The organism is Polaromonas aquatica (genome assembly GCF_042659145.1).
In the GTDB taxonomy this organism is placed as follows: Bacteria; Pseudomonadota; Gammaproteobacteria; order Burkholderiales; family Burkholderiaceae_C; genus Polaromonas; species Polaromonas aquatica.
The window spans coordinates 566,124-588,008 of sequence record NZ_JBHSRS010000018.1 but is presented as its reverse complement, the minus strand read 5'-3'; the positions used below and the strand labels follow the sequence as shown (position 1 = coordinate 588,008).

20 protein-coding genes and 1 riboswitch are annotated in these 21,885 nt (G+C 64.0%); of the genes, 7 read left to right on the top strand and 13 right to left on the bottom strand.

What is annotated here, in order from left to right:
* Positions 1-11 precede the first annotated feature (11 nt).
* The 4 genes from ACFQND_RS11230 to ACFQND_RS11215 form a co-directional block, all read right to left on the bottom strand.
* Positions 12-602 carry a hemerythrin domain-containing protein gene (locus ACFQND_RS11230; RefSeq protein WP_371438589.1) on the bottom strand — a complete coding sequence of 197 codons (591 nt, stop codon included), beginning with the start codon at positions 600-602 and terminating at the stop codon, positions 12-14.
* Positions 603-720: 118 nt separating this feature from the next.
* A complete protein-coding gene (locus ACFQND_RS11225) occupies positions 721-2,058 on the bottom strand; it encodes a carbohydrate porin (RefSeq protein WP_371438590.1) in 1,338 nt (445 codons plus the stop codon).
* A gap of 89 nt (positions 2,059-2,147) precedes the next feature.
* Positions 2,148-3,575, bottom strand: coding sequence for a sensor histidine kinase (locus ACFQND_RS11220; protein WP_371438591.1), 1,428 nt, complete (start codon positions 3,573-3,575; stop codon positions 2,148-2,150).
* Positions 3,572-4,264, bottom strand: coding sequence for a response regulator transcription factor (locus ACFQND_RS11215; protein WP_371438592.1), 693 nt, complete (start codon positions 4,262-4,264; stop codon positions 3,572-3,574). Before ACFQND_RS11215 ends, ACFQND_RS11220 begins: the two co-directional genes overlap by 4 nt.
* Before the next feature lie 111 nt (positions 4,265-4,375).
* Between ACFQND_RS11215 and ACFQND_RS11210 the strand changes: the two genes are divergently transcribed.
* The 4 genes from ACFQND_RS11210 (at position 4,376) to dmeF (ending at position 11,209) form a co-directional block, all read left to right on the top strand.
* Positions 4,376-5,704 (top strand): TolC family protein, encoded by a 1,329-nt coding sequence (locus tag ACFQND_RS11210; protein ID WP_371438593.1) that lies wholly within the window; start codon positions 4,376-4,378, stop codon positions 5,702-5,704.
* Between the two features lie 58 nt (positions 5,705-5,762).
* A complete protein-coding gene (locus tag ACFQND_RS11205; protein ID WP_371438594.1) occupies positions 5,763-7,046 on the top strand; it encodes an efflux RND transporter periplasmic adaptor subunit in 1,284 nt (427 codons plus the stop codon).
* Positions 7,043-10,147: an efflux RND transporter permease subunit gene (locus ACFQND_RS11200; protein WP_371438595.1), complete on the top strand. Its 3,105-nt coding sequence runs from the start codon at positions 7,043-7,045 to the stop codon at positions 10,145-10,147. The genes ACFQND_RS11205 and ACFQND_RS11200 overlap by 4 nt, the downstream gene beginning before the upstream one ends.
* A gap of 108 nt (positions 10,148-10,255) precedes the next feature.
* Entirely contained in the window at positions 10,256-11,209 is a 954-nt protein-coding gene (dmeF, locus tag ACFQND_RS11195; RefSeq protein ID WP_371438596.1) for a CDF family Co(II)/Ni(II) efflux transporter DmeF, read from the top strand.
* A gap of 65 nt (positions 11,210-11,274) precedes the next feature.
* Here the strand turns inward: dmeF and thiE are convergent, their stop codons facing one another.
* From thiE to thiC, 5 genes are all read right to left on the bottom strand, one after another.
* Entirely contained in the window at positions 11,275-11,910 is a 636-nt protein-coding gene (gene thiE, locus ACFQND_RS11190) for a thiamine phosphate synthase (protein WP_371438597.1), read from the bottom strand.
* A 7-nt stretch (positions 11,911-11,917) separates the two neighbouring features.
* A complete protein-coding gene (locus tag ACFQND_RS11185; protein WP_371438598.1) occupies positions 11,918-12,736 on the bottom strand; it encodes a thiazole synthase in 819 nt (272 codons plus the stop codon).
* 127 nt (positions 12,737-12,863) lie between these two features.
* Positions 12,864-13,082: a sulfur carrier protein ThiS gene (gene thiS / locus ACFQND_RS11180; RefSeq protein ID WP_371438599.1), complete on the bottom strand. Its 219-nt coding sequence runs from the start codon at positions 13,080-13,082 to the stop codon at positions 12,864-12,866.
* 25 nt (positions 13,083-13,107) lie between these two features.
* Entirely contained in the window at positions 13,108-14,160 is a 1,053-nt protein-coding gene (thiO, locus tag ACFQND_RS11175) for a glycine oxidase ThiO (protein WP_371438600.1), read from the bottom strand.
* A 30-nt stretch (positions 14,161-14,190) separates the two neighbouring features.
* Positions 14,191-16,110, bottom strand: a complete 1,920-nt coding sequence (thiC, locus tag ACFQND_RS11170; RefSeq protein WP_371438601.1) for a phosphomethylpyrimidine synthase ThiC — start codon at positions 16,108-16,110, stop codon at positions 14,191-14,193.
* A gap of 106 nt (positions 16,111-16,216) precedes the next feature.
* Positions 16,217-16,340, bottom strand: a riboswitch (TPP riboswitch).
* A gap of 295 nt (positions 16,341-16,635) precedes the next feature.
* Here thiC and ACFQND_RS11165 point away from each other — a divergent pair.
* On the top strand, positions 16,636-17,187 hold the full coding sequence (locus ACFQND_RS11165; RefSeq protein WP_371438602.1) for a Spy/CpxP family protein refolding chaperone: 552 nt from the start codon (positions 16,636-16,638) through the stop codon (positions 17,185-17,187).
* Positions 17,188-17,292: 105 nt separating this feature from the next.
* On the opposite strand, the gene ACFQND_RS11160 is transcribed toward ACFQND_RS11165, so the two are convergent.
* The 3 genes from ACFQND_RS11160 to ACFQND_RS11150 all read right to left on the bottom strand — a co-directional run bounded on the left by ACFQND_RS11160 (position 17,293) and on the right by ACFQND_RS11150 (position 18,782).
* Positions 17,293-17,661 carry a glutaredoxin gene (locus tag ACFQND_RS11160; RefSeq protein ID WP_371438603.1) on the bottom strand — a complete coding sequence of 123 codons (369 nt, stop codon included), beginning with the start codon at positions 17,659-17,661 and terminating at the stop codon, positions 17,293-17,295.
* 127 nt (positions 17,662-17,788) lie between these two features.
* Positions 17,789-18,166 (bottom strand): hypothetical protein, encoded by a 378-nt coding sequence (locus ACFQND_RS11155; RefSeq protein WP_371438604.1) that lies wholly within the window; start codon positions 18,164-18,166, stop codon positions 17,789-17,791.
* 193 nt (positions 18,167-18,359) lie between these two features.
* Positions 18,360-18,782: a hypothetical protein gene (locus ACFQND_RS11150; protein WP_371438605.1), complete on the bottom strand. Its 423-nt coding sequence runs from the start codon at positions 18,780-18,782 to the stop codon at positions 18,360-18,362.
* A 426-nt stretch (positions 18,783-19,208) separates the two neighbouring features.
* Here ACFQND_RS11150 and ACFQND_RS11145 point away from each other — a divergent pair, with 426 nt between their 5' ends.
* Together ACFQND_RS11145 and ACFQND_RS11140 are read left to right on the top strand one after the other, a co-directional pair.
* Entirely contained in the window at positions 19,209-19,994 is a 786-nt protein-coding gene (locus ACFQND_RS11145) for an endonuclease/exonuclease/phosphatase family protein (RefSeq protein ID WP_371438623.1), read from the top strand.
* Positions 19,995-20,226: 232 nt separating this feature from the next.
* Complete coding sequence (locus ACFQND_RS11140) at positions 20,227-21,114, top strand: TIGR03915 family putative DNA repair protein (RefSeq protein WP_371438606.1); 888 nt, start codon at positions 20,227-20,229, stop codon at positions 21,112-21,114.
* Between the two features lie 431 nt (positions 21,115-21,545).
* Here the strand turns inward: ACFQND_RS11140 and ACFQND_RS11135 are convergent, their stop codons facing one another.
* Positions 21,546-21,881: a hypothetical protein gene (locus ACFQND_RS11135; RefSeq protein WP_371438607.1), complete on the bottom strand. Its 336-nt coding sequence runs from the start codon at positions 21,879-21,881 to the stop codon at positions 21,546-21,548.
* Positions 21,882-21,885: the final 4 nt, after the last annotated feature.

Here is a 21,885-nt window from a genome sequence, read left to right as displayed (position 1 = left end):
CGGGGCGCCTTTCAGGTGCCTGAAGCCCCCAGCCCTATGGGGGCCGGGGTTTTCATGACGATACGGGTAAACAGGCGGTCATAGGCCGCATCCAGCGGATAACGTCCGGTGAGCGGATCGCGGTTCAGGCCGAAAGCCGCGTCCAGTTCATGCCAGTCGGCGGCGTTCAGTCCCTTTTCGGCCGCAGGCAGGATCACCGACTCTTCCAGCCGCATGTGTTCCAGGTAGTAGGTCACGTACTTGCGGGCCGCCGCCTCGAAAGCGGCCCTGCGCGGCTCCCCCAGCAGTTCCCAGGCAATCAGTTTGTGCTGAAGCTCACGCACCGCCAGCTCGCCGCTCATGTGCTCACGCTCAAGCCGCTCCACCGTTGCCATGGTTTCCGGGGCCGCCCGGACCACCTTGGGAAACAGCAGATCCGACTCCTTGGGATGGTGCTGCCGTTCGGGGAACTCGTCTATATAAAACAGCATGGCGCGCAGCACATCAAAAAAGGTTTCGGCTTCACTGCCAGGGCCCCGGTCCAGCATCATCAGCATGGACCTGAGCATGCTGGACAAGGCTGCGTGTTCGTCGCGGATGATGCGAAGGCTGGCGTGGGACATGGTGCGGCTCTGCAAAAGTTCTGTTGTCGCAGCATCGCACCAAGCCCGCCCGGCAGCCTTGACGCAGATCAAGACACCAGCGCAAATCCTGCCCGGGCGCAGGCTGAGCCACTGCCCCCTAAAACTCCGTGTGCAGGCGCACCGACATGACCTTCACAGGGCCGCGGTCGGCGTTGTAGGCCGGATTGCGTATGTACTGCATGCCGAAGCTGATCGCACTGTTCTTCAGGAAGTCCAGCGCCAGGCTGTAATAACCCTCAAGAATGGTTTCCGGCCGGTAGTTCAGGCGCCCGTCGCCGATAAAAAAGCCGCTGCCGCCCGCCGCCAGGAAGGCCTGGTGCGATGCAGACAGGCCGTTGCGCGCATAGGCCAGCCCCAGCGTGTCCTGCGCGCGGCCCCAGCCCGAACCCTTGACACTCACCCCCATGGACAGCGATTGGTCAATTTCGGCAAAGGCATAGGTTTCCGACTCGCCATCGCTGCGGCCCAGCCGTGCAAACATGCCCACGTTGTCGCCCAGCGACTGCTCCAGGTTGACGCCCCAGCCCTGCTTGACGCGAAGCTTGCGCACAGTGGCAATGTCGGGCACACCGCCTGCCGCATTGGCGATCGCATCGGAAAACCCGCCCATGATGGCGCGGTTGCGGAAATACAGCAGCTTCACCGCGCCCTGCCGCCCGGCCAGGGTGTAGCCTTTTTCCAGCTCGTACTGGTCACCGTAATGCTTCAGCAAGGAACGGTCCAGCGCCAGGCCGTTGGATTCTTTGGGCTGCATGAAACGCCCGAAACGAAAGGCCCAGTCGCCGGTGTAATACTCCAGCGCCGCGCCCATGGAATAACCGCGCGAATCGGCCGCAAAGTCGTACGCGCCATGCGTCAGGAAAGACCAGTTCATGAACTGCGTGCGCGGGTCATTGGCATAGGCGTTGGAATCAAAAATATCGGTGACCGCCAGGTTGCCGGCCGTCAGGACCACACGGTCCTTGCTGCGCCAGCCGGCCAGCTGGTTGGCATCGGAGGCCACGGCCTCGCGCTCGCCGCCCTCCCCCCCCATATTCCAGGTCTGGCGCACAAACAGCCTGGCGCGGTACAGCGTGGGGTTGGGACCCGCAGTTTTCTGCAGTTCACCGTTAGGGAGGCCGCCCAGGCCCGTCAGGTTGGACATGGCCACCCCCTGCACCAGCTCGGGGTTGAAATACAGTTCGGTATCCCGCGCCAGACGCAGGCCCAGGTACGCCGTGGAGGTGAATGAATAACTTTTTTCAGCAAGCGGCGACAGGCTGTTGACACCCGAATAGGCAGCGCCAAAACCGGGTTTGGTCTGCCAGATATAGGTGGCCTGGAATTTGGCGTTCCAGCGTTCCGGTTCAGGCGCGTCCTGCGCTGCGGCTGCAAGGGGCAACAACAGAAAAGGCAGCAGGGCCGAAAGGCAATGGTTCAGGTGGCGCAGCTTCATGATTCAGGGCTCGGGTTCGCTTGGGGCCGGCTCGCACAGGCAAAGCTGTGGAGTTTAGGGCTGCTTTGTGTCAATTTAAAGACAACACCTTAGGATCCGTCCGCAAAGGTCACATTGGCCCGCAGCCCCGGTCCACCATCCGCCGGCTCCAGGCTGAAACGAGCGTCCAGCAATTCGGCATATCGGCTGACAATCGCCAGCCCGAGCCCGGCGCCTTCGCCCAGGCGCTGGCCGGCAGCGCCCAGCGTCCAGCGGCTGCGCAGGCGCTCTGCCTCCGGTGCGCTCAGGCCCGGGCCGTTGTCGGTGACCGACAGCACGGTACGGCCATCGGCACCGCGTGCCACCGTGACCGTGACATGCGGCCGCTCGGCATTTCCGTAACGCAGGGCGTTGTCCAGCAGGTTGCCCAGAATGCCTTCGAGCAGCGCGGCATTGGCCTGTACCGTGACCGGCTCATCCAGCCCCTCTCCGCCCAGGTCCACACCCGCCGCGTCGGCCTTGGGCAAAAACCGCAGCAACACGCTGCGCACCAGTTCATTCAAGGCCACCGGCTCCAGCTGCAAACCGGCGCGCGCCTCATCGGCCAATGCCAGCGCCAGCAGCTGCTCCACCATGTGGCTGGCCCTGGCTTCGGCCCGCGCAATGCCCTGCAGCTGCTCGCGCCAGACCTGCGGGTCGGCATGGGCCAGCGCGTAGTCCGCCTGCGCGCGTATGCCCGCCAGCGGCGTGCGCAACTCGTGCGCCACATTGCCCGCGAACTCGCGCTGCGCCCGTATGCTTTCATCGAGCCGCGCCAGCATGGAGTTGACGGCCAGCCCCAGGCGCTCGACATCACGCGTGCTCGCAAAGGTGGTGACCGACGGCGGCACCGGCGTGAGGTCCCGCGCATCGCGCCGGTCCACCGCACGCTGCAGCTCAGCCAGCGGCCGCAGGTCGCGCTGTATGCCGCGCAGCAGCCACCAGGCCAGCAACAGCAGCAGCAGCACCTGCGGCACGACGGAGTAGGCCAGCATGCGGTGCAGCAGGCGCTTGCGGCTGGCCGTGGTCTGGGCCATCACCACGGTAAATTGGAGCGGGTCACCACGGCGCAGGCTGACCGCGCGCAATTCACGGCCCTGGAAACTGAGATCGGAAAACCCATAAGGCACCTCATCGGCCAGCGGCGGCGGGTGCAGTCCGGCATGGCCCGCCACCAGCTCGCCGTCGGGCCGCAACACCGCAAAATACATGGACTCGCTCTGGTCAAACAGCAAGGCACCCATTTCAGGCGGCGACAGGCTCAGCACCGGGCCATCGGAGCCCGCGCGCATGTTTGCGGCAACCGCATACGCGTCATCCAGCAAGGAACGGTCAAAGGCCTGGCCCGCAAAATAATTGGCCACGGACAGCGCCACGGCGGTGCCAAGTGCCCACATCAAGACCAGCGGCAGCACCACATGGCGCGTCACCCGGCTGCGCAGCGAAGGCTTGTGGTGCGCAGGGGCGCCCTCACGCGCGGGCCCCTGCAGGGCGCTCACGGGGCATCCTCCTCAAGCACATAACCCAGCCCGCGCAGGGTACGTATGCTGGCGCCGCTGCCGGCCAGCTTCTTGCGCAGGCGCGAGATAAAGGCCTCCAGCGCGTTGTCGCCCAGCGCCCCGTCGGCCTCCGACAACTTTTCCGACAACACCCGTTTGCTGACGACCCGGCCCGGCGGCGTCATCAACTCCCACAACACCTCAAACTCGCGCGCCGGCAGGTCCCAGGCCTGGCCCTGCAAAAAGAAACGCCGGGCTTTACGGTCCAGCGCCAGCAGGCCCTGCTCGACGCGGTCATCGGTGCCATGCACCCGGCGCACCAAGGCGCGCAGGCGTGCCTCCACCTCGGCCAGGTCAAACGGTTTGCCCAGGTAGTCGTCGGCCCCGGCATCCAGGCCGGCAATGCGCTCCTCGGTACGGTCGCGTGCCGTCAGCACCAGCACCGGCGTCCGGTCGCCCCGCGCACGCGCCTCGCGCAGCACCGACAGGCCGTTGCCCAAGCCGCTGCGCTCGTGCCTTGATACCGGCAGGTTCAGGTCCAGCAGCACCGAGTCATAGGCCTGCACGCGCCACCAGTGGCGGGCCTCGTCCATGGTCGCGGCAATATCCACGCGATGCCCGGCATCGCCCAGGCTACGCAGCATCACATCGCGCAAAACAGCATCGTCTTCAACCAGCAGGATTCGCATGGGGTACAGGCTCCAGATCGTCTTCTTTTGACTTCCACGTAAGTTGCTACGTAGTAATACGCAGCAAGCGGGTCAGTTACCGGTCAGGCCCTGCGGGCGATAAACAGCGCCATGAGCATACGACAATTATTTCTTGCGGCCAGCTTGGGCGTGGTCTTGCCCGCCGGTGCGCAAGGCAGTGCAACTCCCTTGCCGGCGCCGCTTCCCGCGTCTGCCGCCCCGGCCACTGTAACGGGCCAGGCCGCCCTCACCACGACTTTTTCGCTCGCCCAAACCCTGCAGGCGGCGCGCAACAACCTTGACGTGTCGCTGGCACGCCGGGCACTTGCGGCGGCACAGGGCGATGTGGCCTCGGCCAACCATGCGCCGGCGCCTGTGCTGTCGGCCAAGGCGTCGCAGATGGACCTGCAAAACGGCATAGGCGGTGGCAACCTGTTTTCGCAAAAGCGCATCGACAAGTCCATAGGCCTGGACTGGACCTGGGAGCGCGGCAACAAGCGCGAACTGCGCACCCTGGCTGCACAACGCAATGCCTCGGCCGCCCAGGCCGACATCGAGGACGCACTGGTACAGCAGCAATTGGCTGCCGCATCCGCCTTCTTCGACCTGCTGGCCGCGCAGGAACGCATCAGCCAGGTGGACGCCATTGCACGCAGCGCAGCCCAGCTCGCCGCCACGGCGGCGCGGCGCGTGCAGGCCGGTGACCTGGCGGCACAGGACGCCGCCCGCACCGACATTGAAGCCCAGCGAGCCAGCACCGACCTGCTGACGGCCAAACTGGACCGCCAGAGCGCGGCGCTGGCGCTGGCGCAGATAACCGGTTTCACCGGCCCCGGCACGCTGGTGGCGCTACCCGACTGGCCGGCGCGCCCGGCGCCGGACGCGGCCGCGGATGACAACGTCATCTACCCGGCAATCGAAGCCCGTGCCGACGTGCGGGCCGCGCAGCAGCGGGTTGAAGCGGCGCGCGCCGCGCTGGACGTGGCATCCGCGCAAAAGAAGGCCGACATCACGCTGGGCACCTCGTTTGACCATTTCCCCGGCACATCCAACCGCCTGCTCGAATTGCGCCTGCAAATGCCGCTGTACGGCATCCTGGGCGGCTACAACTTCCAGGGCGAAATAGCGCGGGCGCAAGCGCAGCTCGACCAGGCCCAGGACCTGCTGGAAAAAACCCGGCGCGCCGCCAGCGCCGACCTGCAGCGCCTGCAACAGGACAAACAGGGCGCCGCCGCGCGTGCCCTGAGTTTCGAAACCATCATCCTGCCGCGTGCCCGCAAGGTCGCCGAGATGGCCGAACTGGCCTACAGCAAGGGCGCAATGTCCCTGACTGACCTGATAGATGCGCGCCGCACGCTGCGCGCCACCCTGATCGAAGACCTGGCCGCCCGCACCGACCACGCCAAGGCCTCACAAGCCTGGCTGCTGCGCCAGCCTTGACAACCAACCCGGCACAACACCCGAGTCCTGCCTGACCCCTTTCTATCCGGAAGTTATCGTGAAACGCACACCCCTACTCACCCTTACCGCCAGCACACTGCTGGCGCTCACCCTCCTGGCAGGCTGCAACGACACGCCGGCACCGGCGCCCGAAGCGCCCGCACCCATCCTGCAGGGCAAACAGCTGCGTTTTGCGCCCGGCCACCCGCAACTCGCCCTTCTGGGCCTGGTCAGCGCCGCACCCGGCAAGGCCATCGTCGTCGAGTTGCCGGCACGGCTGGTCTGGAACGAAGAACGCACCCAGCGCATCTACCCGGCCTTTGCCGGCCGCGTGATGGCCATCAAGGCCGACGTAGGCCAGGCGGTCAAGACCGGCGCCGTGCTGGCGCAACTGGCCTCGCCCGACTTCGGCGGCGCCCAGGCCGATACCGCCAAGGCCCAGGCAGACGTCCGGTTGACGCAAAAATCCCTGCAGCGCCAGCGCGAACTCTTTGAAGCCGGCATCGTCGCCCGCAAGGACCTGGAGCAGACCGAAGCCGACGCCGCACGCTCGCAGGCCGAAAGCCAGCGCGCCGAAGCCCGCACCCGCCTGTATGGCGGCGGCAGCGGCAACGTCAACCAGCAGTTGGCCCTGCTGGCCGGCATCAACGGCACGGTGGTCGAGCGCAACCTCAACCCCGGCCAGGAAGTGCGGCCCGACCAGTCCGGCCCCGGCGTGCCCGCGCTGTTTGTCGTGACCGACCCGACCTCGCTGTGGGTGCAGATCGACGCGCGTGAATCCGAGATCGGCACGCTCAAGCCCGGCACCGCGTTCGAGCTGATCATCCCCACCCTGCCCGGCCAGAAATTCGAAGGCCGTGTCACCGCCGCCGCCGACTTCATAGACCCCTCCACCCGCACCATCAAGGTCCGCGGCGTGATCGCCAACCCGGACCGCACGCTCAAGGCCGAGATGCTGGCCACGGCCCGCATAGAACGCATACTCGGCCCGGGCGTGGTCATCCCGTCGCAGGCCGTCTCGCTGCTGGGCGCCAAACACACGGTGCTGGTGCAGGTGCAGCCCGGCGTGTTCGAGTCACGCGAGGTGACGCTCAGCTACCAGGGGCCGCGCGAGACCGTGGTGTCCGGCGGGCTGGAGGCCGGCGAGCAGGTCGTCAGCGACAACATGCTGCTGCTGGCACGCGCCTTCCGCAATGCCCAGGAAGAAGCCCTTCCAGTCGGGAATTCAGATAAGAAAGTGCCTGCACCCGGCACAGATCAAGCGCAAGCAGCTACCAAAACAGTAGCAACCCCGGCCACCGCTGCAGCGGCACCCGCGTCCAGCGCACAGGCCAAGCCATGAAGCGGCTGATCCATTACGCACTGCACCAGCCGCTGTTCATCGTGCTGGGCACGCTGCTGTTTGTCATGGCCGGTGTCATTGCCTTCAAGAACCTATCGGTTGAAGCCTTTCCCGACGTGACCGACACCCAGGTCACCGTGATCGCGCTGTACCCGGGCCGGGCCGCCGAAGAAGTCGAAAAGCAGGTCACGCTGCCGATTGAAACCGCGCTGTCGGGACTGCCGAACGCCATCCGGCTGTTCTCGCACACCCAGTTCGGCCTGTCCTACACCGTCATCACCTATGACGATGCGGCCAATGTCAACATCGCGCGCCAGCAGGTCAACGAACGGCTCAATGGCGTGGACGTGCCGCCGGGCGCGCAGGTCAATGTCGCGCCCAACGCCACCCCCGTCGGCGAGGTGATGCGCTACCGGGTGAAAGGCGACGGGCAAACCACCACGGACCTGCGCACGCTGGAAGACTGGGTCATTGAACGCGGCCTGCGCACAGTGCCCGGCGTGGCCGACGTGGTCGCCATGGGCGGCTTCATCAAGCAATATGAAGTACAGCCCGACCTCGACAAGCTGCGTGCCTACAAACTCACCTTCCAGAATTTGCTGGACGCGCTGGGGCGCGGCAACTCGAACGCCGGCGGCAGCTATGTGGCGCAGGGCCAGCAGCAGTTCGCGATTCGCGGCATAGGCCTGCTGCGGTCCGCCGACGACATAGGCCGCATCGTAGTTGCAGCTCGCGGCGGCACACCCATCCTGATCCGCGACATTGCCGAGGTAAAAATCGGCGCCGTGCCCCGCCTGGGCATCGTCGGCCAGGACCAGGACGACGACATCGTGACCGGCATCGTCATCATGCGCAAAGGGGAAAACCCAAGCGTGGTGCTCAAGGGCGTGAAGGAAAAAATCGCCGAGCTCAACGCGCGCGGCCTGCCCAAGGGCGTGCAGATCGTGCCCTATTACGACCGCACCTGGCTGATGGGCAAAACGCTGACCACGGTGTTCAAGAACCTGGTCGAAGGCGCGTTGCTGGTGTCGCTGGTGCTGTACCTGTTCCTGTCGAACATACGCGCCAGCCTGGCCGTGGTGGTCATCATCCCGCTGGCGTTGCTGTCCACCTTTCTCGGCCTGAAAATCATGGGCGTGCCGGCCAACCTGCTGAGCCTGGGCGCGATGGACTTCGGCATCATCGTGGACGGTGCGGTAATCGTGATTGAAAACATCATGCACCGCCTGTCCGAGAAAAAAGAAAGCATGAACAACTCCGAACGGCGCAACGTCATCATCGACGCGGCCACGGAGGTCGGGCGGCCCACGCTGTTCTCCATGCTCATCATCATTGCCGCGCACATCCCGATTTTTGCGCTGCAACGCCATGAAGGCCGCATCTTCCAGCCCATGGCACTGAGCGTGACCACGGCGCTGATAGGCGCACTGATCTTTTCGCTCACCCTGGTGCCGCTGCTGGCTTACTGGATGCTGCGCAAAAAAGTGCCGCACGGCGACAACCGCGTGGTGGCCAGCAGCAAGCGCCTGTATGCGCCTGTGCTCGACTGGGCGCTGACCCGCCGCCGCGCCGTGGTGGCGATCGCACTGGGCGTTTTCGCCCTGGCCATGGTGGCCGCCGCACGCCTGGGCTCGGAGTTTTTGCCCGAACTCAATGAGGGCACCTTCTGGGCCAACTTTGACATGCCCTCCAGCGTCTCCAGCGAAGAGGCCGCCAAGATCCTGCTGATGGCGCGCAAGGCCCTGAACACCGTGCCCGAAGTACGCACGGCGGTCTCCAAGGCCGGGCAGCCCGAGGACGGCACCGACCCCAAAACACTGAGCATGGCCGAGATCTTTGTGGATGTGAAACCGCAGGAAGAGTGGCGCAAGGGCCTGACCCGCGACCAGCTGATCGAGGAAATGGACAGCAAGCTGCGGGCCATTCCGGGCATAGACCCCGCGTTCTCGCAGCCGATCCGCGACAACGTGCTGGAGTCGATCTCGCAGATCAAGGGGCAGATCGTCGTCAAGGTATCGGGCGAGGACCTGAACGAGCTGCGCCGCGTGGCCGAAGCCATACAGCGCGAGATCAAGCAGGTGCAGGGCGTGCAGCGCGGCGAGATAGACCGCCTGGGCGACCTGCCGCAACTGGTGATCGACATTGACCGCGACCGCGCGGCACGCCTGGGCCTGAACGTGCAGGACATCCAGGACGTGATCGAGGCCGCGCTGGGCGGCAAGGCCGCGACCCAGCTGTGGGAGGGCGAGCGCAAGTTTGCCGTGGCGGTCAGGCTGCCGGAAAACCGGCGTGTGATTGCCAGCCTGCCGCAAACGCTTATCCCCACACCCGACGGCGGTTATGCGCAGCTGGGCAGCGTGGCCACGATACGCGAGACCAACGGCGCCATGAACATCGCCCGCGAGGCCGGGCGCCGCACCATGGCGATCGGCATCTTCATCAAGGGCCGCGACATGGGCTCGGTGGTCAAGGACATGCAGACCCGCGTCGCGGAGAACGTCAAGCTGCCGGCCGGCTACACCGTGGGCTGGTCGGGTGAGTTCGAAAACCAGGAACGCGCCATGAAACGCCTGTCCGTGGTAGTGCCGATCTCTCTGCTGCTGATCTTTGTGCTGCTGTTTGACGCCTTCAAGTCCTTCCGCATGGCAGCGCTGATCCTGATCAACGTGCCGCTGGCGTTGATAGGCGGGTTTGTCGCGCTGTGGGTCTTCTCCATACCGCTGTCGGTATCTGCGGCCATCGGCTTTATTGCGCTGTCCGGCCAGGCCGTGCTCAACGGCGTGGTGATGCTGTCGGTGTTCCAGCAGCTGCAAAACGCCGGCCACAGCGTCGTCGATGCGGTCAGGCTGGGCTCCATGCAGCGCCTGCGCACCGTGCTGATGACGGCCATGCTGGCGGCGCTGGGCCTCTTGCCCATGGCGCTGTCACACGACATCGGCTCGGAGACACAGCGGCCGCTGGCCATCGTGATCATTGGCGGGCTCATCACCGCCACACTGCTGACCCTGGTGGTGCTGCCGGCGCTTTATGTGTCCTGGTTTGCCAACGACAAAAAGCCCGAGCCCGACAACGACGCGGCCGCTTCCGAAATAGCGGCATAAGGGCGCGGGCCATAAACGACGCCCCGAAACGACGCCCGGGATGACAGCAATCTGCTGCCATCCCGGGCGCGCGTATAGTGCATTTTCGAGACACAGGACAACTCCAGAATGCAGCACGCCCACTCCATTGACCATCTGCAGCACTCCCATGTATTTGACGAGGGCAACCCGCTTGTAGAACGCAACACCCTGTGGGCCGTGGTGCTGACGGCCGGCATGATGGTGATCGAAATCACCGGCGGCTGGATGTTCAATTCCATGGCCCTGCTGGCGGACGGCTGGCACATGAGTTCGCACACCCTGGCGCTGGGCCTGTCGCTGCTCGCCTACGTAGCCGCGCGGCGCTTCGCCAATGACAGCCGGTTTGCTTTCGGCACCTGGAAGATAGAGGTGCTGGGCGGCTACACCAGCGCCCTCCTGCTGGTGCTGGTGGCCGGGCTGATGCTGTACCAGTCCGTTGAACGCCTGATCGCCCCCACGCCCATCCAGTACAACCAGGCCATCGTGATTGCCGTGGCCGGCCTGCTGGTCAATTTCGCCTGTGCGTGGCTGCTCAGGGGCGGCAGCGGCCACCATCATGGGCACGGGCATCACGATCACCACGGCCATGACGCACACGGCCACCATGGCGACCTGAACCTGCGCTCGGCCTACCTGCACGTTGTCGCCGATGCTGCCACCTCGGTGCTTGCCATCCTGGCCCTGATTGGCGGCAAGCTCTGGGGCGCCAGCTGGCTGGACCCGGTCATGGGCATTGCCGGCTCCGGCCTGGTTGCCGTCTGGGCTTACGGCCTGCTGCGCGACTCCGGCCGCGTGCTGCTGGACGCCGAGATGAACGCGCCCGTGGTCGCTGAAGTCAGGGAGGTCATTGAAGCCAGCCCCATCAAGGCCACGATCTCCGACCTGCATGTGTGGCGTGTCGGCAAAGGCAAATACGCCTGCATTCTTTCGCTGGCCACAAGCGAAGATGCCGAACCGGAGGATTTCAAACGGCAGCTGCGCATCCATGAAGAACTGGTGCACATCTCCATCGAAATCAACCGCCAGCCGGTTTCAGCTTGAATCAGTTTTTTCGCGCTATATAAATCATAGCTAGCCGCGCGCGAATGGCGGCGGCCCCGGGGCTTTTATATTAAAACCAGCTGCAATCCGCTGCGCGCGGCCTGCTCCGGGTCTGCTGCCAGCGTCACCGCGCTGACCACGGCCACACCATCCACACCACAAGCCATCACGCCCGGCAGCAGCGCCAGCGAGATGCCGCCAATCGCCACCACCGGGTAAGGCGCGGCCTGCGGTGCCCAGAGCTTCAGGCGCTCCAGGCCCACCGGCTCGTAAGGCATCACCTTGAGGGTGGTCGGGTAGATCGGGCCAATCGCCAGGTAGGACGGCTGCACCGCATGCGCCCGCGCCAGTTCTGCAGGGGTATGCGTGCTCAGGCCCAGCCGCACACCGGCCTGGCGCAGGGCAGCGATATCCGCAAATCCCAAGTCCTCCTGGCCCAGGTGCACACCGTAAGCGCCGGCAGCCAGCGCCAGTTGCCAATGGTCATTGATAAAAACCTGCGCACCCGGCACCTTGCGCCCGGCTTGCACGGCAGCGTTAACTTCCCGTTCAATCGCGGCAGGCGTATGGTCAGCCGCCTTGATGCGCAGCTGTATGGTGCGCACTCCCCAGCCGAGCAGGCGTTCAACCCATGCGGCAGTCGGGACAACAGGATAAAAACCAATCGGGCTGGTAAGCGGCGCGAATGCGGTGGTGTTCATGAGGAACTCAAGAGGAATGCCAGAAAGGCACGCCCACAGTGGAGGTAGATGCCTGCGCTGCGGCACGCTCGGGCATGGGGGTTGATTCGTACGCAGCGCGGCCGGCAGCCACACCATCGGCAAAGGCGCGCGCCATGCGCACCGGGTCACCGGCCTGCGCCACGGCGGTGTTGAGCAGCACGGCATCAAAACCCAGCTCCATCACCTGTGCGGCATGCGAGGGCCGGCCCAGGCCGGCATCCACAATCAGCACGGCGTCCGGCAGGCGGCGGCGCATGGTCTCCAGCGCATACGGGTTCAGCGGCCCGCGGCCCGTGCCAATAGGCGCGGCCCAGGGCATCACGGCGGCGCAACCCGCATCACGCAGGCGCTGGGCCATCACCAGGTCGTCGGTGGTGTAGGCAAACACGGCAAAACCTTCTTTTGCCAAAACCGTTGCGGCCTGCAGTGTCGCCACCGTGTCTGGCTGCAAGGTGTAGTCGTCGCCAATCACCTCCAGCTTGATCCAGGTGGTCCCAAAAATCTCGCGCGCCATCTGCGCCAGCGTGATGGCCTCTTCGGCGCTGTGGCAGCCCGCGGTATTGGGCAGGATGTGGCATTTCATGGCCTGTATACGCTGCCAGAAACTGTTGCCGCCGCCGCTCTCGGGCTGCAGGCGGCGCAGGCCCACGGTCAGCACCTCGGTGCCGGAAGCGACCACAGCATCGCTCAAAACCTGAGGCGAAGGGTAATGCGAGGTGCCGAGGAAAAACCGGCTCGACAAGGTGGTGCCCGCGACGGTCCAAGGCTGGCCGTGCGCGATAGAAGGTGTTACAGGTGTTGTCATTTCAAACGTTTCGATGGGGCAGTGCAAGCAGATGCCGCGGAGCTGGCTCTGCCAGTCTGCGGGCATCGCCCCCTGCAAGGGGGGAAGGTGCTACACGCAGTGAGCATCCGACGGGGGTGTTCCACTGTTATCCACCCGTTATTGGTGTCACGATGTCTATGCGGTCACCGTTTTGCAGGGCGCGCTCGGGCCATTGCGGGCGCGGCACAAAGCTGCTGTTGATGGCGCAGGCAAACGCGGTTTGCAACTCGTAACCATGGGCCAGCAGCAGGGCCTGCAAGGTGGCAGCAGCGGTTTCAATGCGCTTGCCGTTTAGCGATATTTCCAGTGAATTCATGGTGCTCATGGCGGTCTGTGATACCCCGATTGTCTCAAGCCAGCAGTTTATGGGCCAAATCGTCCACCAGCGCAGGCGCGCACAGATACCCATGGCGGTAAAGGCCATTGATGTGCCACACGCCATCCCGCAGGGCAATCGCGGGCCGGTGGTCGTCCAGCGCGGGGCGCAACGCGGCGTTCATGCGCAGCACACGCGCCTCGCCAAAAGCCGGGTGCAGGCTGTGCAAGGCACTGGCCAGCTCCAGCACCGAACGCACCGTCACCGGCCCGGTATCTTCCGATTCCAGCTCGGTCGCGCCGACCACAAACTGATTGCCGGGCCGCGGCACAACGTACAGCTGGTAGCGCGGATGCATCAGGCGCACCGGCCGCTGCAGCGTCACGCCGGCGCATTCAACACGCAACACCTCGCCGCGCACACCGCGCAACTGCGGCCACTGCGCCTTGCTGCCTACACCGCGCGCATCAACCGTCATATCCAGCGCATGCGTCTGGCCGGCGCAAACCATGCTGCGCGCCTCCACCCGCTCAACCGCCTGCCCCTCGTGCCATTGCACACCGAGGCGATCAAGCTCGACGGCCAGCGCGGCCATCCACTGGTCGTTGGCCACCTGGCCCTCACTTTCCAGGTAAAGACCGCCGCCGAAACGGCCTGCCAGCGTCGGCTCGCGCTGTGCCAGCGCTGCCGCATCAAGTGTGTGTACCTGCGACCGGCTGGCATCCGGCAGCTTGTGTTGCAGCAGGCGTGTGAAGTGCTCCAGTGAAGCCTGATCAGGTGCGTGGGCCACCACCAGCGAACCTTGCTGGCGGAAAAAAACCGGCTCGGTACCGGACGCCGCAAGCTCGGCAATCCACTGCGGCCACAACAGCATGGAGCGTTGGCCCAGTGCAAACACCAATTCGTCAGACACGGCCAGCTCGGCCAGCGGCGACAACATGGCGGCGGCCGTCATGGACGCCGTGGCCAGGTCATCGCGCCGGCGCGCATCAAACAGGCTCACGCGGCACCCGGCCCTGGCCAGGCGCCAGGCGAGTGTGCGGCCAGCCAGGCCGGCTCCGGCGATACCGATGTGAGGTCTGCTCATGGTTTCTGCGTTTCTTTCAATCAGTTTTTTTCAGGAATAAATCTCGCTGCCGCCCTCACGAAACTCCCTGGCCTTTTCTTCAAAGCCGGTGTCTATCTGCTTGATGGCGATCACGGCAGACGCGGGTGCAAGGGTTGTGCTGGCGGGATTGAGCCGCGCAAATTCGCGCACCTCCTGCGAGATTTTCATCGAACAGAACTTGGGTCCGCACATGGAGCAGAAATGCGCCACCTTGGCGTTCTCTTTAGGCAAGGTTTCGTCGTGGTAGGCCATGGCGGTGTCGGGGTCAATCGCCAGGCGGAACTGGTCTTCCCAGCGGAACTCAAAACGCGCTTTCGACACCGCGTTGTCCCACATCTGCGCGCCCGGGTAACCCTTGGCCAGGTCGCCCGCATGCGCGGCAATCTTGTAGGCGATCAGGCCTTGTTTCACGTCGTCGCGGTTCGGCAGGCCCAGGTGTTCCTTTGGCGTCACGTAGCACAACATGGCCGTGCCGTACCAGCCGATGTTGGCCGCGCCCATGGCGGACGAAATATGGTCGTAGCCGGGCGAGATGTCGGTGATCAGGGGCCCAAGCGTGTAAAACGGCGCCTCATAGCAGGCCTCCAGCTGCTTGTCGACGTTTTCCTTGACGAGCTGCAGCGGCACATGGCCCGGGCCTTCAATCATCACCTGCACATCGTGCTTCCAGGCGATCTGCGTGAGTTCGCCCAGCGTATGCAGCTCGGCAAACTGCGCTTCATCATTGGCGTCTGCAATCGAGCCGGGACGCAGGCCGTCACCGAGCGAGAAACACACGTCATAGGCTTTCATGATCTCGCAGATCTCTTCAAAACGCTCGTACAAAAAGCTTTCCTTGTGATGTGACAAACACCACTTGGCCATGATGGAGCCGCCGCGCGAAACGATGCCGGTCAGGCGGTTGGCCGTCAGCGGCACATAGGCCAGGCGCACGCCGGCGTGGATGGTGAAGTAGTCCACGCCCTGCTCGGCCTGCTCGATCAGCGTGTCGCGGAAGATTTCCCAGGTCAGGTCCTCGGCCTTGCCATTGACTTTTTCCAGCGCCTGGTAAATCGGCACCGTGCCGATGGGCACCGGTGAGTTGCGCAAGATCCATTCACGCGTTTCATGGATGTTCTCGCCGGTCGACAAATCCATCACGGTGTCTGCGCCCCAGCGGATAGACCAGACCAGTTTGTCGACTTCCTCTTCAATCGAAGACGTCACCGCCGAGTTGCCGATATTGGCATTCACCTTGATCAGGAAGTTGCGGCCGATGATCATCGGCTCGCTCTCGGGGTGGTTGATGTTGTTCGGGATCACGGCGCGGCCGCGCGCCACTTCGTCGCGCACAAATTCGGCGGTGATTTCCTTGGGGATAGCCGCGTTGAAGGAATGCCCCGGCTTGGGCAAACGCTCGGTGGCCAGGCGTTCGGCCAGTTGCGCGCGCACCAGGTTTTCGCGAATGGCGATGTATTCCATCTCCGGCGTGATGATGCCTTTGCGCGCGTAATGCATTTGCGACACATTGGCGCCGGCCCTGGCGCGGCGCGGCACGGGCGCGTGTTTCATGCGCAGTGCAGCAAGTGCGGGGTCATTCAGGCGTTCACGGCCATAGGCGCTGCTGATGCCCGGCAGGGCCTCGGTGTCTGCACGCTCATTGATCCACGCGCCGCGCAAGGGCGGCAGGCCGCGCGTGATGTCAATCGTTGCCGCCGGGTCGGTGTACACGCCCGAGGAGTCAAACAGGCGAATCGGGGGATTCGGTTCACGGCGCGGCTCGCCGCGGCCCTCATGCACCAGCGTATCGGTCAGGGTGACTTCACGAAAGGGCACACGGATATCAGGCCGCGAGCCCTCGATGTAAATCTTTGCAGAGCCGGGAAAAGGCGCACGCGTGATGCGGCTGGTGAGGTCGTTGGTATCAACAGTAAGACGGGTCTTGGCCATGGTGTTCTCCAGAAGGTAGGTACTGCGAGACGCAGTACTGAGGTGCCTGCTGGGGAGCCGGGAGTTCCACTGGTGGCGTCTGGAGGTGGCGACGCTACGGAGTTCCGGTGCCAATTGCGTTGTTCCCTACGCGGGGATGATCCCGATCAGGTTCAGCGGGTCTCGCATACTGCGATCTCAGCCATCAACATTTCCTGGTGGAAACATCCCTGGCACCCCGACAAGCTGAGACCATTGTAGGCAGGCCGGGGACGCATGGCAAATGACCGGCCGCAATAACGTCGCCCCCCGGCTCCCTACCCCTTCAAGCAGGGGCCGCGGAACTGGCTTCGCCAGGCCGCAGGCGCCGTCCCCTGCAAGGGGAAAAGGCACTACACGAAGTGAGTGTCGGTAGGGGTGAACAATTGCTTTAACTTTACAAACCATCACCGCCGCGCAATGGCGCCTATACACAGGGCCCGCACACTTGATTCCAACCTGAAGCCAATTCCGGATATCAGGCATCTTCTCGAAAGGAAGCTCTCCATGAAATTCGCTATCAAACCTTCTGCCTCCATCAACAGCTTCATCCTCGCCGGCCTGCTGGCAACCGTGGGAGCCAGCGCCATGGCACAAGGCGCGCCCACAGCACCGCCTGCCGGCCCTCCTGCGGCAGGCAAGTCCGCCGGCCCCGGCCACGCCGGTGACCGCATGGCACGCCATGACCCGGCAAAGATGCAGGCATGGATCGCCAAACGCCAAGCCGAGATGAAAGCCAAACTCAAGATCACCCCGGCGCAGGAAGGCGCCTGGAGCACCTACACGGCGGCCATGCAGCCGCCTGCACGCGGCGCAAGGCCCACGGCCGAGGACCGCGCGGCATTCGCCAAACTGACAACGCCTGAGCGCATCGACAAAATGCGCGCCATGCGCACCCAGCGCATGACGGAAATGAGCGCCGCCATGGACAAACGCGGTGACGCCACCAAGGCGTTTTATGCGGCCTTGAGCCCCGAGCAGCAAAAGGTGTTTGATGCAGAGCACATGCGGCATGCCCGGCATGGTGAACACCACGGCCCCGGCCAGAAGAAAGGCTGAGCCCCGAGGTTGAGCGGCCTGGGGCCGCTGGTTAACAAGTCAACGCAAGCAACTGGGCCCACACCCGTCTCTTTCATGAGGCTGGTGTGGGCCTTTTTAACGTCCTTATCTGGCCAGCAGCGTTTTCAGCTCCCCGCTGGCAATGAGTTTTTCCAGGTCTGTCGCGCCGCCCACCAGCGTGCCGCGCACAAACACCATGGGCAGGGTCGGCCAGCCGGTCCACATCTTCAGCGCGCCACGCTGACGCCACAAACTGAAATAGCTGCCATAACCCAGGTAGTGGTGCGCGACGCCCGCAGCATCCAGCGCCTTGCGCGCCCTTTTGACAAAGGGGTTGACGCCCATGCCTACAACCACCACATCATTCGCGGCCACAGCCGCCTGTACTTCCTGCACGATGGCCTGCTGCCAGCTTGCAATCCTGTCCTGGATGGCGGGGTGGATATGCGCGTCGTCAAGCAATGGGCGTGGCATGTGAAATCCTTGTGTGTAGGGCAAAGGCGCAGCATAACGTGCCGCCATCCCCAAAAGCAAAACGCCCGGGCACTGGAAAGCGCCGGGCGTTTGTGTCATGGCCTGCACGCAGGCCGGACCCAAAAGGCTAGTTGGCAGAGCCGCCGCTCTTTTGCGGGACCTTCGCGGCACCGCTGGCAGCCATCTCCTCACGCTTGGCCTTGCGGGCAGCACGGCGCTCATCGCGCTTGGCCTTGCGTTCGGCAGCGGTCATTTTGCTGCCTACGTTTTTGGTGCCCGGGTTGGCGCCCGGCGACGCAGCTGACCCGCCATCTGTGCCGGATTTGTTGACATTCGGGTTGATTTCCGACTTCACTTCGGCGCGCGTGGTGGTCGACATGCCCGCAGCCGGGGCAGGCCCTGCGCCACCCTGGGTGCCGGATTTGACGTCAGCAGACTGCGCGGAGGCCAAACCAGAGGCGGCCATCATGGCAGCCAGAAGAATCGACATTGTTGACTTTTTCATTTGTTATTTCCTTGGTTTAAAAGAAGAGGGACCCACAAACTCCGAAGCCCCTGCCGAGAGGCCTTTTGATTGCCCCGCCTGCAATTTAGTTTGCCGCCCAAACTTCCCCCGTGGGCGCTCAGGCTGTGATCGTGTAGGACCGCCTTCCGTGCCGAAACACGAAAGCCGCCTGGATGCGGCTTCTACGTCTGCCTTATTGCGCCTGGCCGGGGAGGTTCCCTGAGCCCTGCACACCGGCTGACGCGCGGCCGGCAGCATTGGCGGGCAGCGCCCGTTGAATGCTGTTATCAGCACGCGCGGCGGCATTGCCCACCGCATTGGTGGCGCGCGTGGCCGCCCGCTTGGTGGCGCCGGCCGCCTCGCTGAGCGCGCCTTTGACGCCTCCCGATGTTTGCGTGGTGGCTCCCGCCTTGACATCGTTGTTGCCGCTCATGCCGCCCCCAGCCGACCCGTTGTTGGCTTCGACACCCGCCCTGGCGCGCACATCAGCGCCAATATTGGCGTTCATGCCGGTACGCACCCCGGTATCGGGGCCGCCCTGGGCATGCGCGGCAAAGGCCAGCGCGCCCGTCAGGGCCATGGCAACAGAAAGGGATCGCATTAAGAATTTGTTCATTTCTAACTCCTTGAAGAAACCTGAGCAGGGCAGAGCGGGTCATGATCTCCGGAACCAGGCAGAAACCTTGCAAAAGCACCAGAACAGTTGGCGCCACTGCAAAGGCCGAGGCCAAGCCGGGCATGACTTGCTTCAATTTAGGCGGGAAACCGGGATCGGCTTATCGGCGGGTCGCGCCCAGACGCGTAGGACAGCGCGCTTTACACAGGGGACCGGCACCACGCGCCCAAAGACCTTACAGCCAAAATTAGCTTGTGGTCCTACACCCACCCTGCCGCCACCAGCGTAACAATGGCGTATTGATTTTTCACGCTGGCTCCCGTTTTTTCCCGGCCGGTTTATTGCCTCATGCCCAACCCCGAATCCCTTATCAAAATCAGCAAGACGGTCAGCGTCGTGGTGACGCCCACCGCCGATACCGACGTGATGGTCGCCGCACAGGAAGCCCTGGCCATGGCGGCCAGGACCTTTTCCATCAAGGTGCTGACGGTCAACATCCACAAGGGATTTACATTTTTCAACCGCAAGTTCATCCTGCCCGAATTGCGCGAAGCCGTGCGCAGCGTTGGCGCCGATGTGGTCTTTCTGCAGGAGGTCACGGGCAGCCACGCCAAACACCCGGACAAGTTCGACAACTATCCCGACTCCCCACACTACGAATTCCTGGCCGACACCATCTGGCCGCAGTTTGCCTATGGCCGCAATGCCGTCTACACCCATGGCGACCACGGCAACGCCATCATGTCCAAGTTTCCCATCGTGCGTTATGAGAACCACGACGTGTCCATCAGCGGGCCCGAAAGGCGCGGCCTGCTGCACTGCGAACTGCACATCCCTGGGCACAAGGTGAACGTGCATGCCATCTGCGTGCACCTGAGCCTGACCGAGGCGCATCGCACCAAACAAATGGACATGCTCTGCCAGCTGGTGCACAAGGCCGTTCCCGTCCACGCGCCCCTGGTTGTGGCCGGCGACTTCAACGACTGGCGGCACCGCGCGCACCGCCAGCTCGCAGAGGGCGCCGCCCTTCATGAAGTGTTTGTGCAGGCCCACGGACACCCCGCCCGGACCTTTCCGGCACGCCTGCCCCTGCTACGGCTGGACCGCATTTATGTACGCAACGCCATAGGCCACGCGCCCATGGTGCTGCCCAGCAAACCGTGGTCACACCTGTCTGACCACGCCCCGCTTGCAGCGGAGATTGCGCTTTAACTCCCCGCGGCGGCCCCGGGAGCAAAACGCCAATAACACAAAAGACCCGAAACACTGTATATTAATACAGTGTTTATTAAATCCGCACGCCACATGCCGGTCTTCTACCCGTCCGGTCTGGCGACCCTGGCATGACCGACTTTCTGCTGGCGTATCGGCACCTTCGCCTACAGCGCTGGCAGAACTATCCGGGACAGGGGCGCCTCCAAGTGGTGAAGCAAGGAGTTTTTGTATGGGCGTGATGAATGACCTGCTGACGAACGACCTCTTCCCGCAAGCCCTGCTGCCGGTAACTCTGCAGGGCCCGACGGACCTGGAGGGCTTTCGCCGCGCGGCACGCGCCCTGCTGGCAAGGCAGGTGCTGCCCGAGCAGGTCAGCTGGCACAGCACCGGTACGGCAGGCATGGAACTGACCGGCGACAGCTCCAGCATCGGCATGCCGGCGCAGCACAGCGCCTTCAGCGATGCACCCGCCGTCGGCGTGCCGCCCGAGTTTTTAACGCTATGCCAAAGCGTGGTCCTGCACAGCGACCCCAACCGTTTCGGCCTGCTCTACCGCATCCTCTGGCGCCTGGCGCATGAACCCGGCCTGCGACAGGACCCGCTGGACGCCGACATGGTCCAGGCACGGGACATGGCGCAGGCCGTGCAAGGCGAAATACAGAAGATCAAGGCCTTTGTGTACTTCCGCACCGTGCAGGACGACACCTTCAGGACCCACCCCGAAAGCGGCTTGCTGCACGTCGCCTGGCTGGAACCCGAACACCACGTTGTCGAAACCGTGGCCCCCTTCCTGGCTCGCCGCTTCGCACAAATGCGCTGGGCCATCCTCACCCCCGAGTGCAGCATCCAGTGGGACGGCACACAGCTGCGCTTCGGCCCTGGCGCACAACAAAGCGAAGTGCCCCAGCCCAACGCAGGCCAGCAGCACTGGCTCAGTTGCTACCAGCGCGTCTTCAAACCGGCACGGCAAAAACTCCGCACCATGAAAAAAGGCATGCCACGCCGCCACTGGCACAACCGGACCGAGCCAAGGCTTGTCGCCAACACGCCGGTAACGGACAGCGCTGAGGACGGCATCATCATGATTGAGGACACACCCGAAATGCTACTGATTTGATAGCTGGTTGCGCTCATGGAACGGCGGCCACGGGCATTTTTTATTAGAAATCCCCTCCGTTGACCCCGTTTTATCTCCCCCGCCGTCCTGGCTGGGCCGAGCAGCGCAGATGGAGGCGGAAGGTCGGGCCAAACTTGTTTGAGCCGAAGGCGAGTTGTTTGGACCGCCGCCGGAATCGAGCAGCGCAGGTTGCCCGTAACGAAGTGAAGGGACCCAGACTGCGGGTCGCCTTTTCTTTGGTTACTTTCTTTTGGCGAAGCAAAAGAAAGTGACTAGCCGCCGGGCTATCCCCGGCCTGCCAGTGAAGGGCAACACACCCAAACCAGCGAAGGCTTCGACAAGCTCAACCCGAACGGTGTCTCGTTCGCTACAAATTCAATAGCTGACTGCGCGCATATTCAGAACGCCAGCGCCCGAAAAGGCCAAAAATATCACTTCAAATCCCGAGAACTGTCCGGCTGCGGCGGCACCACATCACGCGGGTCCGGCGTGCTCGGCGCCGCCGGCAAGGTAGGCCGCGTACTCGAATTGCGCGGATCGTCCGGAACCGGCGCCGTGTCAGGTATGCCGCTGCGCCGGCTAGGGTTGCGGTTCAGCGGGTTCACCAGCTTTTTCTGCGACGGCTGCCCTGCCGAGGCCCCCGACGACGAGCCCATGCCGCCCTGCGCGGCCACCCAGGACGGCGCCAATGAAAACGACAGCGCCAGCATGATCGCCATCAACGGCTTTTTCGATGACCGCGCAAAACCAGATCCTGTTTTACCCATCACG

Excerpts from the sequence above, each read along its gene's own strand:
- ACFQND_RS11230 (WP_371438589.1), bottom strand. The coding sequence starts at position 602 with ATGTCCCACGCCAGCCTTCGCATCATCCGCGACGAACACGCAGCCTTG.
- ACFQND_RS11225 (WP_371438590.1), bottom strand. The coding sequence starts at position 2,058 with ATGAAGCTGCGCCACCTGAACCATTGCCTTTCGGCCCTGCTGCCTTTT.
- ACFQND_RS11215 (WP_371438592.1), bottom strand. The coding sequence starts at position 4,264 with ATGCGAATCCTGCTGGTTGAAGACGATGCTGTTTTGCGCGATGTGATG.
- ACFQND_RS11210 (WP_371438593.1), top strand. The coding sequence starts at position 4,376 with ATGAGCATACGACAATTATTTCTTGCGGCCAGCTTGGGCGTGGTCTTG.
- ACFQND_RS11200 (WP_371438595.1), top strand. The coding sequence starts at position 7,043 with ATGAAGCGGCTGATCCATTACGCACTGCACCAGCCGCTGTTCATCGTG.
- dmeF (WP_371438596.1), top strand. The coding sequence starts at position 10,256 with ATGCAGCACGCCCACTCCATTGACCATCTGCAGCACTCCCATGTATTT.
- thiE (WP_371438597.1), bottom strand. The coding sequence starts at position 11,910 with ATGAACACCACCGCATTCGCGCCGCTTACCAGCCCGATTGGTTTTTAT.
- ACFQND_RS11185 (WP_371438598.1), bottom strand. The coding sequence starts at position 12,736 with ATGACAACACCTGTAACACCTTCTATCGCGCACGGCCAGCCTTGGACC.
- thiS (WP_371438599.1), bottom strand. The coding sequence starts at position 13,082 with ATGAGCACCATGAATTCACTGGAAATATCGCTAAACGGCAAGCGCATT.
- thiO (WP_371438600.1), bottom strand. The coding sequence starts at position 14,160 with ATGAGCAGACCTCACATCGGTATCGCCGGAGCCGGCCTGGCTGGCCGC.
- thiC (WP_371438601.1), bottom strand. The coding sequence starts at position 16,110 with ATGGCCAAGACCCGTCTTACTGTTGATACCAACGACCTCACCAGCCGC.
- ACFQND_RS11165 (WP_371438602.1), top strand. The coding sequence starts at position 16,636 with ATGAAATTCGCTATCAAACCTTCTGCCTCCATCAACAGCTTCATCCTC.
- ACFQND_RS11160 (WP_371438603.1), bottom strand. The coding sequence starts at position 17,661 with ATGCCACGCCCATTGCTTGACGACGCGCATATCCACCCCGCCATCCAG.
- ACFQND_RS11155 (WP_371438604.1), bottom strand. The coding sequence starts at position 18,166 with ATGAAAAAGTCAACAATGTCGATTCTTCTGGCTGCCATGATGGCCGCC.
- ACFQND_RS11150 (WP_371438605.1), bottom strand. The coding sequence starts at position 18,782 with ATGAACAAATTCTTAATGCGATCCCTTTCTGTTGCCATGGCCCTGACG.
- ACFQND_RS11145 (WP_371438623.1), top strand. The coding sequence starts at position 19,209 with ATGGTCGCCGCACAGGAAGCCCTGGCCATGGCGGCCAGGACCTTTTCC.
- ACFQND_RS11140 (WP_371438606.1), top strand. The coding sequence starts at position 20,227 with ATGGGCGTGATGAATGACCTGCTGACGAACGACCTCTTCCCGCAAGCC.
- ACFQND_RS11135 (WP_371438607.1), bottom strand. The coding sequence starts at position 21,881 with ATGGGTAAAACAGGATCTGGTTTTGCGCGGTCATCGAAAAAGCCGTTG.